This is a genomic window from Cryobacterium sp. TMB3-10, from assembly GCF_004402305.1.
Taxonomy (GTDB): Bacteria; Actinomycetota; Actinomycetes; order Actinomycetales; family Microbacteriaceae; genus Cryobacterium; species Cryobacterium zongtaii.
The window spans coordinates 39,807-53,606 of record NZ_SOGH01000008.1; the positions used below are offsets into that span (position 1 = coordinate 39,807).

Genomic DNA, 13,800 nt, shown 5'->3' on the forward strand with positions numbered 1-13,800 from the left:
CGGGGTGCTTGGTTTTCCACCGGGAGCGTGATTCGCTGGGGTCATGTCGAATCAGGGGAGCTCACCCGACGAGCCCGTCGGCGCCACCGGCCTGCCGATGTTCCCGCTCGGTTCGGTGCTCTTCCCCTACATGCCGTTGCAGCTGAGGGTGTTCGAGGAGCGCTACCTCATGATGCTGGCGAGCATCCTCGAATCGGAGCCCGCGGAGTTCGGTGTGGTCCTCATCGAACGCGGCCAGGAAGTGGGCGGTGGCGAGCACCCGTTCAGCACCGGGACCGTGGCGCAGGTGCTCGAGCTGGTGGCGCCGGAGGGGTTCGTCGGCCTCGTCGCGCAAGGAGACCGGCGCATCGAGGTGATCGAGTGGCGCCAGGACGCCCCCTACCCGCAGGCCGTGGTGCGGGAGCTGCCCGCCCTGGTCTGGGACGACGCCCTCACCCCGTTGCGGGTGCTCGCCGAGCAGACCGTGCGTCGTACCCTGTCGCTGGCCAGCGAGTTCACCGACGATGCTTGGTCGGCCAACGTCGCCCTGTCCGAGGACCCCGTCGAGGCCGCCTGGCAGCTGGCCGGCATCGCCCCGGTGGGTCCGCTCGACCAGGTCGCCATGTTGCGGTCCACCAGCATGGCCGGCCTGCTTCGGGCGATTTTCGACCACACTGAAGCGGCCGCCGACGCGTACAGGGTGCCCGGCCCCGGTGAGCTGGACGCGGATGATTTGAACACGGATGACCTGGACCCTGACGACCCGAACGCCTGACCCTCGCGAGCGACCGCGACCGGCCCGTCATCAGTGCCGGCGGTGTACCGTCGCGCGCCGTTGAGCACTGGAGCATTCCGGGGCAGCATGGGGGCATGCCCCCTCAATCGTCCTCCCCCTCGTTCTCACGGTCCGTCGGCTTCCCGATCCCCCGCCACGACCGCTTCCCCGATGGGTCGGTCAAGGCCAGCGGCTTTGAACTCGACGGCAAACTCCACGGACACTGGGAGTGGTTCCGTCTCGACGGTTCGCTGATGCGTTCCGGGGAGTTCGACCTGGGTCACCAGGTGGGCTTGTGGCGCACCTGGGACCGCACCGGGCGCCTCGTGAAGGAGACCTCGTTCGACCGGTCGACCCCGGGCACCAGCCCCGCGGACCCTGCCACCCGGTGATGACATGGCCGGAAACCGGATCGGCACCGGCACAATATTCGACGCCGATGTCCTGATCGTGGGCGCCGGGCCCACCGGGCTCGCCCTCGCCCGAGAGCTGCACACCCACGGGGTCACCGCGATGATCGTCGACAGGGCAGCGGATGCAGCGCACGAATCCCGCGCGCTGGCTATCCAGGCACGCACCCTCGAGGTCCTCGCCCGCAACGGCCTCGCGGACGACCTCGTGAGCGCCGGCAACCCGACCGGGACGCTGTTGCTGCACGGGCGCGGACGCCGCCGCCGCGGCAGCCTGAGCGCTGCGCCCGCTCATGCCGTGTCCCTGTTCGACGAGGCACTGTTCGACGAGGCACTGCTCGACGAGGCACTGCTCGACGAAGCAATCGGTGACACGCGCTTCCCGTTCCTGCTGTTCCTCTCTCAGGCCGGCACCGAACGAGTACTCGTCGACCGCCTGGCCAGCGCGGGCGTCGGCATCCGCCGGGGTCTCACCCTGACGGGCCTGAGTCAGGACGATGACGGGGTCACCTGCACCCTCGACTCCCCCGGCGTGCCGCCCAGGACGGTACGCACCCGCTATGTGGTGGGCTGTGACGGCGCGCACAGCGCGACCCGGCACCTGGCCGGCATCGGTTTCTCCGGTCGAGCCTTCCCGCAGCGCTTCCTCCTCGCCGATCTGGAGGCCGACGGTCTGGAACCCGGCCGGGTGCACGTCTACCTGTCCGGAGCCGGTCCGCTGTTCCTGTTTCCTCTCGGCTCGCCGGCCGGCTGGCGGCTGCTGGTGATGCTACCGCCGGGCAGCCGCACCGGCCCCGTCACCCTGGCCCTCGCGCAGGCGGCCGTCACCCGGTACACCCGGGACACCATCGTGCTGCACGACCCGGTTTGGCTCACCGAATTCACCATCAGCAGTCGGCTCGCCGATACCTTCGCGCGCGGCCGGGTGTTCCTGGCCGGCGATGCGGCTCATATCCACAGCCCGGCCGGCGCCCAGGGCATGAACACCGGCATCCAGGATGCCGTGAACCTCGGCTGGAAACTCGCCCTGGTCTGCCGGGGCGCCGCCGACCCGGCGCTGCTCGGGAGCTACGAGCAGGAACGACTGCCGGTGGCCCGCTCGGTGCTGGCCGGCACCAACCGTGCCTTCACGGTGGCGACCAGCCAGCACCCGGTGCTGCGTGGCCTGCGGGCCGGCCCGGCCGTGCCGGTGGCCGCGTTGCTGCTGCGCAGCCGGATGGCGCGCCGCACCGGCTTCCGGCTGATCTCCGAACTGGGCATCCACTACCGGCGCAGCTCGCTATCGGTGGACGGGGTCCCCAGCCTCGACCGGGGGCCGCGGCCGGGCGAGAGATTCCCCCAGCCCGGGATGGGCGCGGTGCCGGTGTCTTCCGTCAGGACCGCAGCCGCCGGTCACGGCGCGGCACCGGGCCCGCCGGTGTTTCGGATGCTGCTCTGCGGGCCGGCCGCTGAGTGGCCCGATGCAAGGGTGCGGGAGTTTCAGGCCCGCTGGGCGCACCTGCTCACCGTGGAACTGACCCCGTCCGCACCGCGATCCCGCTGGTCGGCCGCTCCACGCGCCGCCGCCGTCTCGCGCCGACGATCCGGCCTGGCCCAGTATCTGGTGCGTTGGGACGGCTACGTCGGCTACCGCGCTGACGGCTCCGACCTTGACGGCGCCGACGCCTACCTCCTGGGGTTCGGTGCTCGACCGCTCCCGCCCTGACCGGGGGCGGGCTCGGCGGGGTCTGCTCCTCGACCGATGAACCAGTAGTAGCCATCGGCGTCCCGCCGCACCAGGTCGCCCGTGAGGTACCAGCCTCCGACGAAGCGCCGCCGGTACCGGGCGTCGTCCCGCAGGTAGCCGCGGAACATCGACGGCCAGTCGGCGCGAAAGGCGAGCTCGCCGATGGCACCCGGTTCGGTGACCAACACCACCCCACCGTCGTCCCCGCGCACGAACCGCCCGTCGGCGTCGGTGAGCAGCACGGCGGCCTGCACCCCGGGTAGCGGCCGGCCGAGCGCGCCGGGCCGAATCGGACTGCCTGGGAAATTCGCGAGCATGATGCCACCGGTCTCGGTCTGCCGCCAGGTGTCGTGCACCGGCCGCCCGAACGTCTCCTGGGCCCAGGCGAAGACCTCGGCATCGAGCGGTTCACCACCGCTGGCCACGTGGCGCAACGCCCTGAGGTCATGGGCGGCCGCGAGCGCGGGGCCGGCCGCCATGAGCATCCGGAGCACTGACGGTGTGGTGTACCAGACCGTCACCCGCTGGTCGGCGAGCACACTGTAGGTGCGCTCGGCGTCGGGCTCGCCCTCCACGATCAAGACTGTCGCCCCGTGGACCAACGGCGTGATCACGCCATGCGAATTGCCGCTGACCCAGCCGGGGTCCGCAGTGCTCCAATAGACGTCCTTCGGGTGCAGGCCGAGGGCGTAGAGCCCGGCGACATAGAGCGAGGCGACGGCATCATGCACGTGCACCACACCTTTGGGCGGACCCGTCGTGCCGCTGGTGAAGTGGAGCATGGCCATGTCCTCCGACTGCATCGCCACGATGTCGCCGTACGGCGGGGCATCGCGCATCAGCGCGACCAGGTCGACGGTGCCGGGGTCCGGTTCTCCGTCGGCATCGATGAGGAGGACCTGCACCAGCTCGGGCAGTTCTGCCCGCACCGGCGCGACGGTTTCTCGGTACAGCTCGCGGGTGGTCACGAGCGCCCGCCCAGAGCCGCGCTTGAGTCGTTGCCGCCCCTGCTCGGGGTCGAAGCCGGAGAACATCGGGCAGAACACGCTGCCGTTCTTGAGGGTGCCCAAGGCGGCCACGAAGAGTTCGGGTATGCGTCCGCAGAGGGAGAAGACCCTGTCCGCCCGCTCGATTCCCAACCGCTGCAGCACACTGGCGAAGCGTCCGGTTTGTTCGGCGAGCTCGGCGTAGCTGAGCGGGTGAGTGGTGCCGTCGATGCGCACGAACCGCAGCGCATCGTGTCCGGCGAGCGCTCCGGCAGCGTGGCGGTCCACGGCTTCGTGGGCGATGTTGACACCCCGGCCGTCCGGCAGCCCCGACAGCACCTGTCGCACCCGGTCCCAGCTGAACTCCGCATAGACCTGCCCGTAGTCGACCAGAGTCGACCGCACCACGAAGGACGCGGAGTCTGTGTCAAGCGGGGGCCGCGCCGGCGCGGGGTCTGAGGCGTTTGATCCTGCCGTCATGCCCCCATAGAACTCCTGCTCGGTCGCCCGGCATAGGGGCCGGCCACAGCAACAGGGCGGTCACAGAAACAGGGCGGTCAGCGCAGCAGGGCGAGGACGATCCGCAGCGCCACGACGGCGAGCGTCGCTCCGGCCAGCGCCAGCGCCGCCACGGTGAGGCCTCGACCTCTGGCTCCCGCGGGAATGACCCTGTAGGCCTGCATGGTGAAGTAGAGGCCGACGGCGCCGATGATCAAGGCCGGGACCGGGTACACCACGGCGACGACGAGCCCGAGCAGGGCAACCCAGAAGCCGGGCACCCGGCCGGGCGCCTTCGTCCAGTCCGCCTGGGGGGCGCCCATGGCGAGGAGGCGGTTGCCGTCCATCTTGGCGCGGGGATCGTTCACTGTGGAGCTCCTTCGAGGGTCCGTTGGACCAGATCGGCCGCGACCACTCATCGCTCCCATTCTCGTGCATCCGATGCGCCGGTGGGCGACAATCAGCCGCGGCGTCGTCCGGCGGCCGCCTCCAGCTCCAGGGGGGTGGCACTGGCCAGCGGAATGTTGAGAAAGTCAACCAGGGGCGCCAGCACCCTGAACCGTTCGACGACGGTATCGACGAAGCCGTCCGTGAGGGCAGACTCCCCGGGCAGCTGTGCGAACAGTGCCCAGCTGCGCACGCGAAGCAGGTCGGCGGCCGGATGCTCGGCGGGAAAACCCTTGGGGCCGCGAATGAGCGGCCGGCCGGCCAACGGCTCCGCCAGCCTGGCCAGCGACGCGTCGGCGAGCAGGCTGCGCATCTGGTCATGGTGGTCGAGCAGGTACTCGCGGATCGCGTGCAACTGGGGCGAGCCCGGAGAGTAGGCGCCGGCGGCCACCATCACGCCGTGCACCCCCACCTGCAGGAAGAATCCGGCGCCGCCGGCCTTCTCCAGGCCCTGCCGGGGCCAGTTCGCCGCCAGATGGGTCTTGTACGGGGTCTTGTCGTTCGAGAACCGCACATCGCGGTAGATCCGCAGCATCGCCTTCGGCGCCGGCCGCAGATAGTCGGGCGCGAACCCCGCCAACTGCAGGTTGATCGCCTCGATCACCTCGAGCATCCGGGCCTTCAGCTCAAACTCGTAAACGCCCTTGTGCTCCTCGAACCACTCACGGTTGTTGCGGTGTTCGAGCTCCTCGAGAAAGTCGAACGCCTGCTCGCTGAAATGGGGACCCACCTGCACGCTCCTTCGATCACGTCAGTCCATTGTCTCGCGGCCATCTCCGAGCCCGTTCTTGCGCGGGCCGCCTTGAACGCCCCGGCACACCGGACTAGATTCACTCCATCTACGCCATCTGGCACCTCCGGCCCCACCTCAATCGGCTCCCGAAGGGACAATCATGACCAGCGAACCGGCATCCCCCGACACCATCGTGCTCATCCACGGGCTCTGGATGACGCCCCGAAGCTGGGAACTCTGGGTTCCTTACTACGAGGCCAAGGGCTATCGGGTGATCACCCCCACCTATCCGGGCTTCGAGATCGAGGTCGAGGCCCTGCGCGAGAACCCCAAGATCATCGCGGACCTGACCGTGCCCGAGACCGTCGATCACCTCGCTGCAGTCATCGGCGCGCTCGAGACTCCCCCGATACTCATGGGCCACTCCTTTGGTGGCACCCTCACCCAGCTCCTCACCGCCCGGGGGTTGGGCGCGGCATCCGTCGCCATCAACTCGGCGCCGACGGAGGGAGTGCGGGTCACCCCGCCGTCGCAGATCCGGTCGTTCTTCCCGATCCTCAACAACCCGGCCAACTACCACCGGGCTGTCGGGTACACGGCAGAGCAGTTCCGCTACGTCTTCGCCAACACGCTGAGCCGAGAAGACTCCGACGCCGTGTACGAGCGCTACCACATCCCCGCACCGGGCAACTGGGTGTGGGCATATGGGTTGATCGCCAACTTCAAGCCGGGCAAGCAAGAAACCTGGGTGGATTACGCGTTCGACGACCGGGCCCCGCTGCTGTTCATCGCCGGCGGCGCGGACCACATCATGCCCGCGTCGGTGAACAAGTCCAACGCCGACCACTACCGCAAGTCCGCGGCGCTGACCCAGTTCCACGAGTTTCCCGGTCGGTCGCACTGGACCTGCGGGGAACCCGGCTGGGAGGCCGTCGCCGACTACGCGCTGGACTGGGCGGTGACGCACGCCAGCACCGCACACATCCGTCGTGCGGAGCTGGCCTGACGGCTGGCCCTGTTACCTGCCCGCGGATTCCTTCGCGGCGGCCTTCGCGGCCCGTTTGCTCTCGCGCACCCTGGCGAGCGATTCCGGGTCGACGATGTCGGCCACCGACCGCAGCGAGCCGTCCTCGCCGTACGGGGCGGATGCTTCGCGCCAGCCGGCTGCGGTGACGCCGAGCCGTTTGCCGAGCAGCGCCAGGAAAATCTTGGCCTTCTGATCACCGAAGCCGGGCAGTGCCTTGAGGCGGCGCAGCACCTCGGTGCCGTCGGGGGCGGCCCCGTCGGAACCGGGGGCGGTCCAGATGGCGGCGGCGTCACCGTTCCAGTCTTGGGCGACGACCTCCGCTATCGTCTGCACCCGGGTGGCCATGGAGCCCGGGAAACGGTGCACGGCCGGGGTCTGCTTGAAGATCGCGGCGAATTCATCAGGGTTGTATCCGGCGATCACCGACGGGTCGAGGGTGCCGATCCGGTCCCGGATCTTCGCCGGTCCCGCAAAGGCTGCCTCCATGGCGATCTGCTGATCGAGCAACATGCCGAGCAGGAGCGCGAACGGGTCGTCACTGAGTAGGGCGTCTGCGGCGGTATCGCCGGTGATGTGCAGCGTCATCAGAGCATTCTCGCACCGTCGACACAGATTCGCTGGACGGCCGACTCGGGTTGGCAGCGGCAGATCGCGCTGCCAGCATGGCGAGTGCCGGCGCGAATCCGGCGGACAGGAGCCGTCATGTTCGATATCCCCGCTGGCAGCGTGATGCGCAGTTGGACCGGGTGGATCAGACCGTCCGACCGCGCCTCATACACGGCCTACATGGAACGCACCGGGCTCGCCGATTACAGGTCCACCCGGGGCAATCTCGGCGCCGCGATGGTGTTCCGCGACCTGCGCGACGGTCGGTGCGAGGTGCGCACGATCTCGTTCTGGCGCGCTTACGCCGATATCGTCGCCTTCGCCGGCGAGGACATCGAGCTGGCGGTCTTCTATCCGCAGGACGACTCCTTCCTCATCGATCGCGAACTCACGGTGGCCCACTTCGACGTGGTCTGACTCCGGTTTCGTCGCCGGGCGGGCTCCCGTTTCTGCCGGTTCGGGCCGATCATGGCTGCATGGATGCCGTGGATGCCCTCAGCGAGATCGCCTTCTGGCTGGAACGAGGCCTCGCCCCGAACTTCAAGGTGCAGGCATTCCGACGAGCCGCCTCGCTCATCAGCGACCTCGACCCGGTGGAGCTCGCCGATCGGGTGCACGACGGCCGGCTGCGGGCGATGAAGGGTATCGGCGGCCGCACGGCCGAGGTGATCTCCCAGTCGCTGTACGGCCTGCCCGACTACCTGGACAACCTGCGACGGAGCGGCACAGACCCTGTGGCCACCGGCGGCCGCGAGCTGCTCGCGGTGGTTCGCGGCGACCTGCACACGCACAGTGACTGGTCGGACGGCACCACGTCCATCGAACTCATGGTGATCACGGCGCGGATGCTGGGCCGGGAGTACCTGACGCTGACCGACCATTCGCCGAGCCTCACGGTCGCGCACGGCCTGACCGCGGACCGGCTGATGCAGCAGCTCGGTGTGGTCGCCGACATCAACGCAGACGCGGGATCCTCGCCCGACCCGGTCAGGCTGCTCAGCGGCATCGAGGTCGACATCCTCGAGAACGGCGAGCTCGACCAGGACCCGGCGCTGCTGGCCCGGCTGGATGTCGTCGTCGCCAGCGTGCACTCCAAGCTGCGCGCCGACTCGCTGAGCATGACCCCGCGGATGCTCGCCGGCATCCGCAACCCGCACACCACCGTGCTCGGCCACTGCACCGGTCGTCTCGTGACAGGGTCGCGCGGCACCCGGCCGCCGTCGAGCTTCGACGCCGAGCGGGTGTTCGCCGCGTGCGCCGAGAACGCCGTGGCGGTCGAGATCAACTCCCGGCCGGAACGCCAGGACCCGCCGGACGACCTCATGGCTCAGGCCCTCGCGGCCGGCTGTCTGTTCAGCATCGACAGCGACGCCCATGCCCCCGGGCACCTGGACTTCCTGGCCTACGGCGCCGAACGCGCCGCGGCGAACGGGGTGCCCGCCGAGCGGATCGTCAACACCTGGCCGGTCGAGAAACTGCTGGACTGGTCGCGAGCCACCCGCTGAGCGACCCGCCGGCCAGCGCCCGGTCAGGATGCTTCGCTAGGTTGGAGGTCTGCCACATCGGCTGCCCCGGCAACTCACGAGGAGCTCCATGCCCATCACCGTTCAAGGCGCGATCGCCCGTTCGAAGGGGGCTCCCGTGGAGCTCACCGACATCGTCATCCCCGACCCCGGACCCGGTGAGGTCGTCGTCGACATCGATACCTGCGGAGTCTGTCACACCGACTTCCACTACAAGGAGGGCGGCATCAGCGACGACTTCCCGTTCCTGCTCGGCCACGAGGCCGCCGGCCGGGTGAGCATCATCGGCGCCGGCGTCACCCACGTGGCCGTCGGCGACTTCGTGGTGCTCAACTGGCGGGCCGTCTGCGGCGACTGCCGGGCCTGCAAGCGCGCCGAACCCTGGTACTGCTTCAACACCTTCAACGCCAGCCAGAAGATGACCCTGATCGATGGCACCGAGCTCAGCCCGGCACTGGGTATCGGCGCGTTCGCCGAGAAGACCCTCGTGCACGAACGTCAGTGCACCAAGGTCAACCCGGAGGCCGACCCCGCCGCGGTCGGGCTGCTGGGCTGCGGCATCATGGCCGGCATCGGCGCCGCCATGAACACCGGCAACGTCGCCGCCGGCGATTCCGTGGCCGTGATCGGTTGCGGTGGTGTCGGCGACGCCGCTGTGGTCGGCGCGAAGCTGGCCGGCGCGAGCACCATCATCGCGATCGACCGTGACGCCAAGAAGCTGGCCAAGGCCACCGAGTTCGGCGCCACCCACACCATCGACTCCGCCGGGCTCGACGAAGACGGCGTGGTCGCAGCCGTGCAGGCGCTCACCGGCGGCTTCGGCGCCGATGTCGTCATCGACGCCGTCGGTCGCCCGGAGACCTGGCGGCAGGCGTTCTACGCCCGCGACCTTGCCGGCACCGTGGTGTTGGTCGGCGTGCCGACACCGGAGATGATGCTCGAGATCCCCCTTGCCGATGTGTTCGGCCGCGGTGGCTCGCTGAAGTCCTCCTGGTACGGCGATTGCCTGCCGGAGCGGGACTTCCCGATGCTCACCGAGCTCTACCTGCAGGGACGTCTGCCGCTGGCGGAGTTCGTCAGCGAACGCATCCGCATCGATCAGATCGAGGCGGCGTTCGCCAAGATGGCGTCCGGCGACGTGCTGCGTTCGGTGGTGGTGCTCTGATGGGCGCGCGCATCGAGCACCTCGTCACCGAGGGCACCTTCGACCTGGACGGCGGCAGCTGGGCGTTGGAGAACAACGTCTGGATCGTCGGCGATGACACCGAGTGTGTCGTCATCGACGCCGCCCATGACGCCGAGGCGATCCTCGCGGCGGTCGGCGAGCGCCGACTGCTCGGCATCCTGTGCACCCACGCGCACAACGACCACATCGGCGCGGCCGGTGCAGTGGCGGCAGCCACGGACGCACCGGTCTACCTGAATCCGGACGACCGCATGCTCTGGGACGTCGTCTACCCGGATGCCGCGCCGAACCGCGAGCTCGCCGACGGCGACACCATCGAGGTGGCCGGGATCGAGCTGCAGGTCATCCACACGCCGGGTCACTCCCCCGGCTCGGTGTGCTTCTACGCGCCCGCGTTCGACACGCTGTTCAGCGGGGACACCCTCTTCCACGGCGGGCCGGGCGCGACCGGACGGTCGTATAGCGACTTCCCGACCATCATCGAGTCGATCACGACGAAGCTGCTGACCCTGCCCGCCCAGACCGTCGTGAACACCGGCCACGGCGAGTCGACCTCGATCGGCGCCGAGGCCCCCGACCTGCCCGACTGGATCGCGCGCGGCCACTGACAGCCCTCGAGTTGCCGCGAAATGCCCCTTGGATGCCTCCTCAGGGGCATTTTTCGGCATCTCGCGGCGAGCAAGCTACTCCGGCCGGTGGGGGTCGGCGCGGCCGCCCTCCGACTCCCGAGCCCGGTGCCCGAAGTACTCGCCTGCGGTCACCGCGCGATACGACGTCGTGACCATCTGCTCGAGCACGTCCAGGTCGACCTTGTCGAGGTTGGTGACATACAGGCAGCTCAGTGCGGCCTTGTGCGGTCCGAGCCGAGCGAGCTCGTCGGTGTAGGCGCCCAGTCCGTCGGGAAAGTAGATCGACATCGACGCCTTGCGTGGTGAGAAGCCCGCCGCGCCCGCGTCGCCCTCCCGCCCGCTCTCGTACTTGTAGTGGTACTGACCGAAGCCGATGATCGACGAGTACCACAGCCGTGCCGGCTCCCCCGTGATGCGCCCGAACATCGTCAGGAGGGTCTCGGCATCCCGCCGCCGGGTGGCGCCGGGGACGGCGTCGACGAAGGCGCGCACCTCGTCGTCGGCGGCCTGGTGGTCGGTGTGGTCGGCGGGGGTTCCTGTTGCCATGCCCCTACGGTAGCGCCGGGCCACCGACAGGGACAGGTGCCAGGGAGCAGCCTGCAAGGCTGTCTACGCGGGTTCGATTCCCGCCACCGCGTCGCCTGCGCCGGGGCCTCTGGAGCGACCCCGGCGGGCGCCGCGACGCGCGAGTCAGGCGTGCTGCTCGGTCTTGGCCAGCTGCCGGGCGAGGTCGTCCGGCGACAGGTTGGCGTCGCGGAACGCGTCCGTCAGCGGCAGCTGCAGGCGCAGGTCGGTGCCCAGGCAGAGCGCCGCGCTGCCGCTCTTGAGCTTGAAGTCGAGCACGTGGCCACCGCCGGTGCGGTCGTCGGTGATGAAGTGGGTGTGGCAGCCGGGCACGCCGATGCCCTGCTCGTAGAGCGGGGTGCGGAAGCCGACCAGGGAGCCGGACACGTTGTGCAGCTCGACGATGGCATCTTCGTCGGTCGCCTCCACCATCGGCCGGTACGGCTTCTGCTGCTTCACGACGGTGCGCATCCGGATCCACTCGAAGTCGCCGTCGATACGCAGCGCGTACATGTAGTTCTCGGATGCCGTCATGTGGTCGATGAACGCGGATGCCTCGGCGCGCACGATATTGTCGGGCAGCCGGCTCTCGATGTGCGGCACGAAGTTCGTCACCACGGCGTACGGGGTGTACGCGCCCAGGTCGGGCTTGGTCACCCCGCCGTCGGCGCGCAGCTGATAGCACTTGCCGTCGACGATGAGCATCTCCCCGTCGAGGCCGTTGAACGTGCCGATGCCGAAGCTGCCGTGGCCGAGCAGGTCGCGCACCGTCATCTCACCCTCGTAGACACCGTCGAGCAGCGCGCTCATCAGGCTGGTCTGGAAGATCTCGTGCCTGGACACGGTGATGTTGGTCACAGCAGCACGTCACTTTCCAGGTCGGCCATCAGTTCATCGCGATTGTTGCGGTAGTCCACCCGCACGTCGATGATGCTCGGGCCGTCGTCGTTCATGGCCTGCTCGAGCACCGCGGCGAAGTCGTCGAGGTGGGTGACCCGGTAACCGTGGGCGCCGAACGACTCGGCGTACTTCACGGCGTCGTAGTCGCCGAGCTGCACGCCGGAGGTGCGGCCGTACTTGCCCTGCTGCTGGAAGGCGACCATGTCGTAGGTGCCGTCGTTGAAGATGATGTGGGTGAATTTGGAGCCGAGCCGCACCGCGGTCTCCAGCTCCATGGCGGAGTAGAGGAACCCGCCGTCGCCGGACACCGAGACCACCGGGGTGCCGGGGCGCACCAGCGTCGCGGCGATCGCCCAGGGCAGTGCCACACCAAGAGTTTGCTGGCCGTTCGAGAACAGCAGGGTGCGCGGGTGGTAGGTGCGGAAGTGCCGGGCCATGTAGATGTAGTGCGAACCCACATCGCAGAGCACCGTGGTGTCGTCGGGCAGCAGGGCCCGCATCGCCAGGGTCAGCTCGGCGGGGTGCACGCCCTCCGACTCGTCGTCACGATGGACGGGCTGGTCGGCCTCGGCCAGGCGGGCGCGCTCGGTGGCGACGACCGCCGAGGCGGATGCCGACAGGGTGAGGCCATCGATCTGGCTGGCGAGCGCATCCATCGTCTCGGCCACGTCACCGCGCAGTTCGACGGTGGGCCGGTAATAGTCGTCAAGGTCGGCCGACAGCTCGTCCAGGTGGATGATGCGGCGCAGGTGATCCTTGTTCCACTTGGCGGGTTCGTACTCGACGAAGTCGTAGCCGATGGCCAGGATCAGGTCGGCCTTGTGCAGCAGAACGTCCCCGGGCTGGTTGCGGAACAGGCCGACCCGGCCGAGGTAGTGCTCCTCCAGGTCGTGGGAGATCACGCCGGCGGCCTGGAAGGTCTCCACGACGGGCAGCGCGGCAGCGCCGAGCAGGCGGTGCAGCGCGGCGACGGCCCGGTCGGAGCCGGCGCGGGCACCGGCGAGGATCACCGGGAACTGGGCGTCCTTGAGCAGCTGGGCGGCCTGGCTGATGCTGGCGGCCGGGGCCGCGCCGAGCTGAGGGACCCAGTGCGGGGTGGTCATCGACACAGTGGTGGAGTCGGTGAGAACGTCGTAGGGCAACACCACGGCCGCGGCGCCCTTGGGCTCCTGGGTGGCTTGGCGGAACGCGTTGGCGATGGCCTCCGGCACGTTGTCGGCGACGCTCACCTCGCCGGCAGACTTGGTGACGGCGGAAAGCATGCCGACGGCATCCATCGACTGGTGGGTGCGCTTGAGCCTGTCTCCGCGGGAAACCGCGCCGCAGATCGCGACCAGGGGGTCACCCTCGGTGGTGGCGGTGAGCAGGCCCGTGGCGAGGTTGGCGGTGCCGGGTCCGCTGGTGACCAGCACGACGCCGGGTTCGCCGGTGAGCCGGCCGACGGCGGCGGCCATGAAGGCGGCGTTCTGTTCGTGGCGCACCACGATCAGCTGCGGACCGCCGTCGAGGAGGGCGTCGTAGACGGGGTCGATCTTCGCACCGGGGACGCCGAAGATCCACTTGACGCCGTAGGCCTCGAGGCATTCGACGACGCGGTCGCCGGCCCGGCGGGGCGAGCCGAGTGCTGCGGAGCCGAAGGCGGTGCCGTCGACCGACTCGTCCGGGACCGTTGAATTCTGAGCCATGCCGTGCCTCCTGTAGTGCGGGTGACGCCGTGGTGTGAACCGGCGTCTCGTTCTAGCCTGCCCGATCGACCGATATAGAACAACGCCGATACCGGATGCCAATCATCTGCTTCTCAGATGAGACGT

At 69.2% G+C, this 13,800-nt stretch carries 15 protein-coding genes and 1 tRNA gene; 9 read left to right on the forward strand and 7 right to left on the reverse strand.

The genetic code is table 11. The features are described 5' to 3' along the window. The first annotated feature begins 43 nt into the window (after positions 1–43). The 3 genes from E3T22_RS04140 to E3T22_RS04150 all read left to right on the forward strand — a co-directional run bounded on the left by E3T22_RS04140 (position 44) and on the right by E3T22_RS04150 (position 2,869). A complete protein-coding gene (locus E3T22_RS04140; protein ID WP_240632407.1) occupies positions 44–754 on the forward strand; it encodes an LON peptidase substrate-binding domain-containing protein in 711 nt (236 codons plus the stop codon). A gap of 95 nt (positions 755–849) precedes the next feature. Continuing rightward, positions 850–1,146, forward strand: a complete 297-nt coding sequence (locus E3T22_RS04145; RefSeq protein ID WP_088455602.1) for a toxin-antitoxin system YwqK family antitoxin — start codon at positions 850–852, stop codon at positions 1,144–1,146. A gap of 4 nt (positions 1,147–1,150) precedes the next feature. After that, on the forward strand, positions 1,151–2,869 hold the full coding sequence (locus tag E3T22_RS04150) for an FAD-dependent oxidoreductase (RefSeq protein ID WP_134480728.1): 1,719 nt from the start codon (positions 1,151–1,153) through the stop codon (positions 2,867–2,869). Here the strand turns inward: E3T22_RS04150 and E3T22_RS04155 are convergent. From E3T22_RS04155 to E3T22_RS04165, 3 genes are all read right to left on the reverse strand, one after another. Continuing rightward, positions 2,830–4,356, reverse strand: coding sequence for an AMP-binding protein (locus tag E3T22_RS04155; RefSeq protein WP_134480729.1), 1,527 nt, complete (start codon positions 4,354–4,356; stop codon positions 2,830–2,832). The genes E3T22_RS04150 and E3T22_RS04155 overlap by 40 nt on opposite strands. A 77-nt stretch (positions 4,357–4,433) precedes the next feature. Next, positions 4,434–4,742 (reverse strand): hypothetical protein, encoded by a 309-nt coding sequence (locus tag E3T22_RS04160; RefSeq protein WP_134409515.1) that lies wholly within the window; start codon positions 4,740–4,742, stop codon positions 4,434–4,436. 92 nt (positions 4,743–4,834) lie between these two features. Continuing rightward, positions 4,835–5,551 carry a DUF2461 domain-containing protein gene (locus tag E3T22_RS04165; RefSeq protein WP_088455598.1) on the reverse strand — a complete coding sequence of 239 codons (717 nt, stop codon included), beginning with the start codon at positions 5,549–5,551 and terminating at the stop codon, positions 4,835–4,837. A gap of 163 nt (positions 5,552–5,714) precedes the next feature. On the opposite strand from E3T22_RS04165, the gene E3T22_RS04170 reads away from it, so the two are divergent. Then, the gene (locus tag E3T22_RS04170; RefSeq protein ID WP_134480730.1) at positions 5,715–6,560 is read left to right on the forward strand and encodes an alpha/beta hydrolase; all 846 of its coding nucleotides are present in this window, start codon (positions 5,715–5,717) and stop codon (positions 6,558–6,560) included. A 12-nt stretch (positions 6,561–6,572) separates the two neighbouring features. Here E3T22_RS04170 and E3T22_RS04175 read toward each other — a convergent pair whose 3' ends face one another. Continuing rightward, positions 6,573–7,166: an HhH-GPD-type base excision DNA repair protein gene (locus E3T22_RS04175; RefSeq protein ID WP_134480731.1), complete on the reverse strand. Its 594-nt coding sequence runs from the start codon at positions 7,164–7,166 to the stop codon at positions 6,573–6,575. Between the two features lie 117 nt (positions 7,167–7,283). Here E3T22_RS04175 and E3T22_RS04180 point away from each other — a divergent pair, with 117 nt between their 5' ends. From E3T22_RS04180 to E3T22_RS04195, 4 genes are all read left to right on the forward strand, one after another. Beyond that, on the forward strand, positions 7,284–7,604 hold the full coding sequence (locus tag E3T22_RS04180) for a hypothetical protein (RefSeq protein WP_240632406.1): 321 nt from the start codon (positions 7,284–7,286) through the stop codon (positions 7,602–7,604). 59 nt (positions 7,605–7,663) lie between these two features. Continuing rightward, positions 7,664–8,692 carry a PHP domain-containing protein gene (locus tag E3T22_RS04185; RefSeq protein ID WP_134480732.1) on the forward strand — a complete coding sequence of 343 codons (1,029 nt, stop codon included), beginning with the start codon at positions 7,664–7,666 and terminating at the stop codon, positions 8,690–8,692. Positions 8,693–8,780: 88 nt separating this feature from the next. Further along, positions 8,781–9,875: an S-(hydroxymethyl)mycothiol dehydrogenase gene (locus E3T22_RS04190; protein ID WP_134409513.1), complete on the forward strand. Its 1,095-nt coding sequence runs from the start codon at positions 8,781–8,783 to the stop codon at positions 9,873–9,875. Beyond that, the gene (locus E3T22_RS04195; protein ID WP_174776257.1) at positions 9,875–10,504 is read left to right on the forward strand and encodes an MBL fold metallo-hydrolase; all 630 of its coding nucleotides are present in this window, start codon (positions 9,875–9,877) and stop codon (positions 10,502–10,504) included. The genes E3T22_RS04190 and E3T22_RS04195 overlap by 1 nt, the downstream gene beginning before the upstream one ends. Positions 10,505–10,579: 75 nt before the next feature. Here E3T22_RS04195 and E3T22_RS04200 read toward each other — a convergent pair whose 3' ends face one another. After that, positions 10,580–11,071, reverse strand: a complete 492-nt coding sequence (locus E3T22_RS04200) for a DUF1801 domain-containing protein (protein ID WP_134480733.1) — start codon at positions 11,069–11,071, stop codon at positions 10,580–10,582. Between E3T22_RS04200 and E3T22_RS18975 the strand changes: the two genes are divergently transcribed. Next, positions 11,051–11,165 (forward strand) — tRNA-Cys (locus tag E3T22_RS18975). The genes E3T22_RS04200 and E3T22_RS18975 overlap by 21 nt on opposite strands. A gap of 50 nt (positions 11,166–11,215) precedes the next feature. On the opposite strand, the gene budA is transcribed toward E3T22_RS18975, so the two are convergent. Together budA and alsS are read right to left on the reverse strand one after the other, a co-directional pair. After that, the gene (gene budA / locus E3T22_RS04205; RefSeq protein ID WP_240632405.1) at positions 11,216–11,947 is read right to left on the reverse strand and encodes an acetolactate decarboxylase; all 732 of its coding nucleotides are present in this window, start codon (positions 11,945–11,947) and stop codon (positions 11,216–11,218) included. Beyond that, positions 11,944–13,674 (reverse strand): acetolactate synthase AlsS, encoded by a 1,731-nt coding sequence (alsS, locus tag E3T22_RS04210; RefSeq protein ID WP_088455592.1) that lies wholly within the window; start codon positions 13,672–13,674, stop codon positions 11,944–11,946. The genes budA and alsS overlap by 4 nt, the downstream gene beginning before the upstream one ends. Positions 13,675–13,800 lie beyond the last annotated feature (126 nt).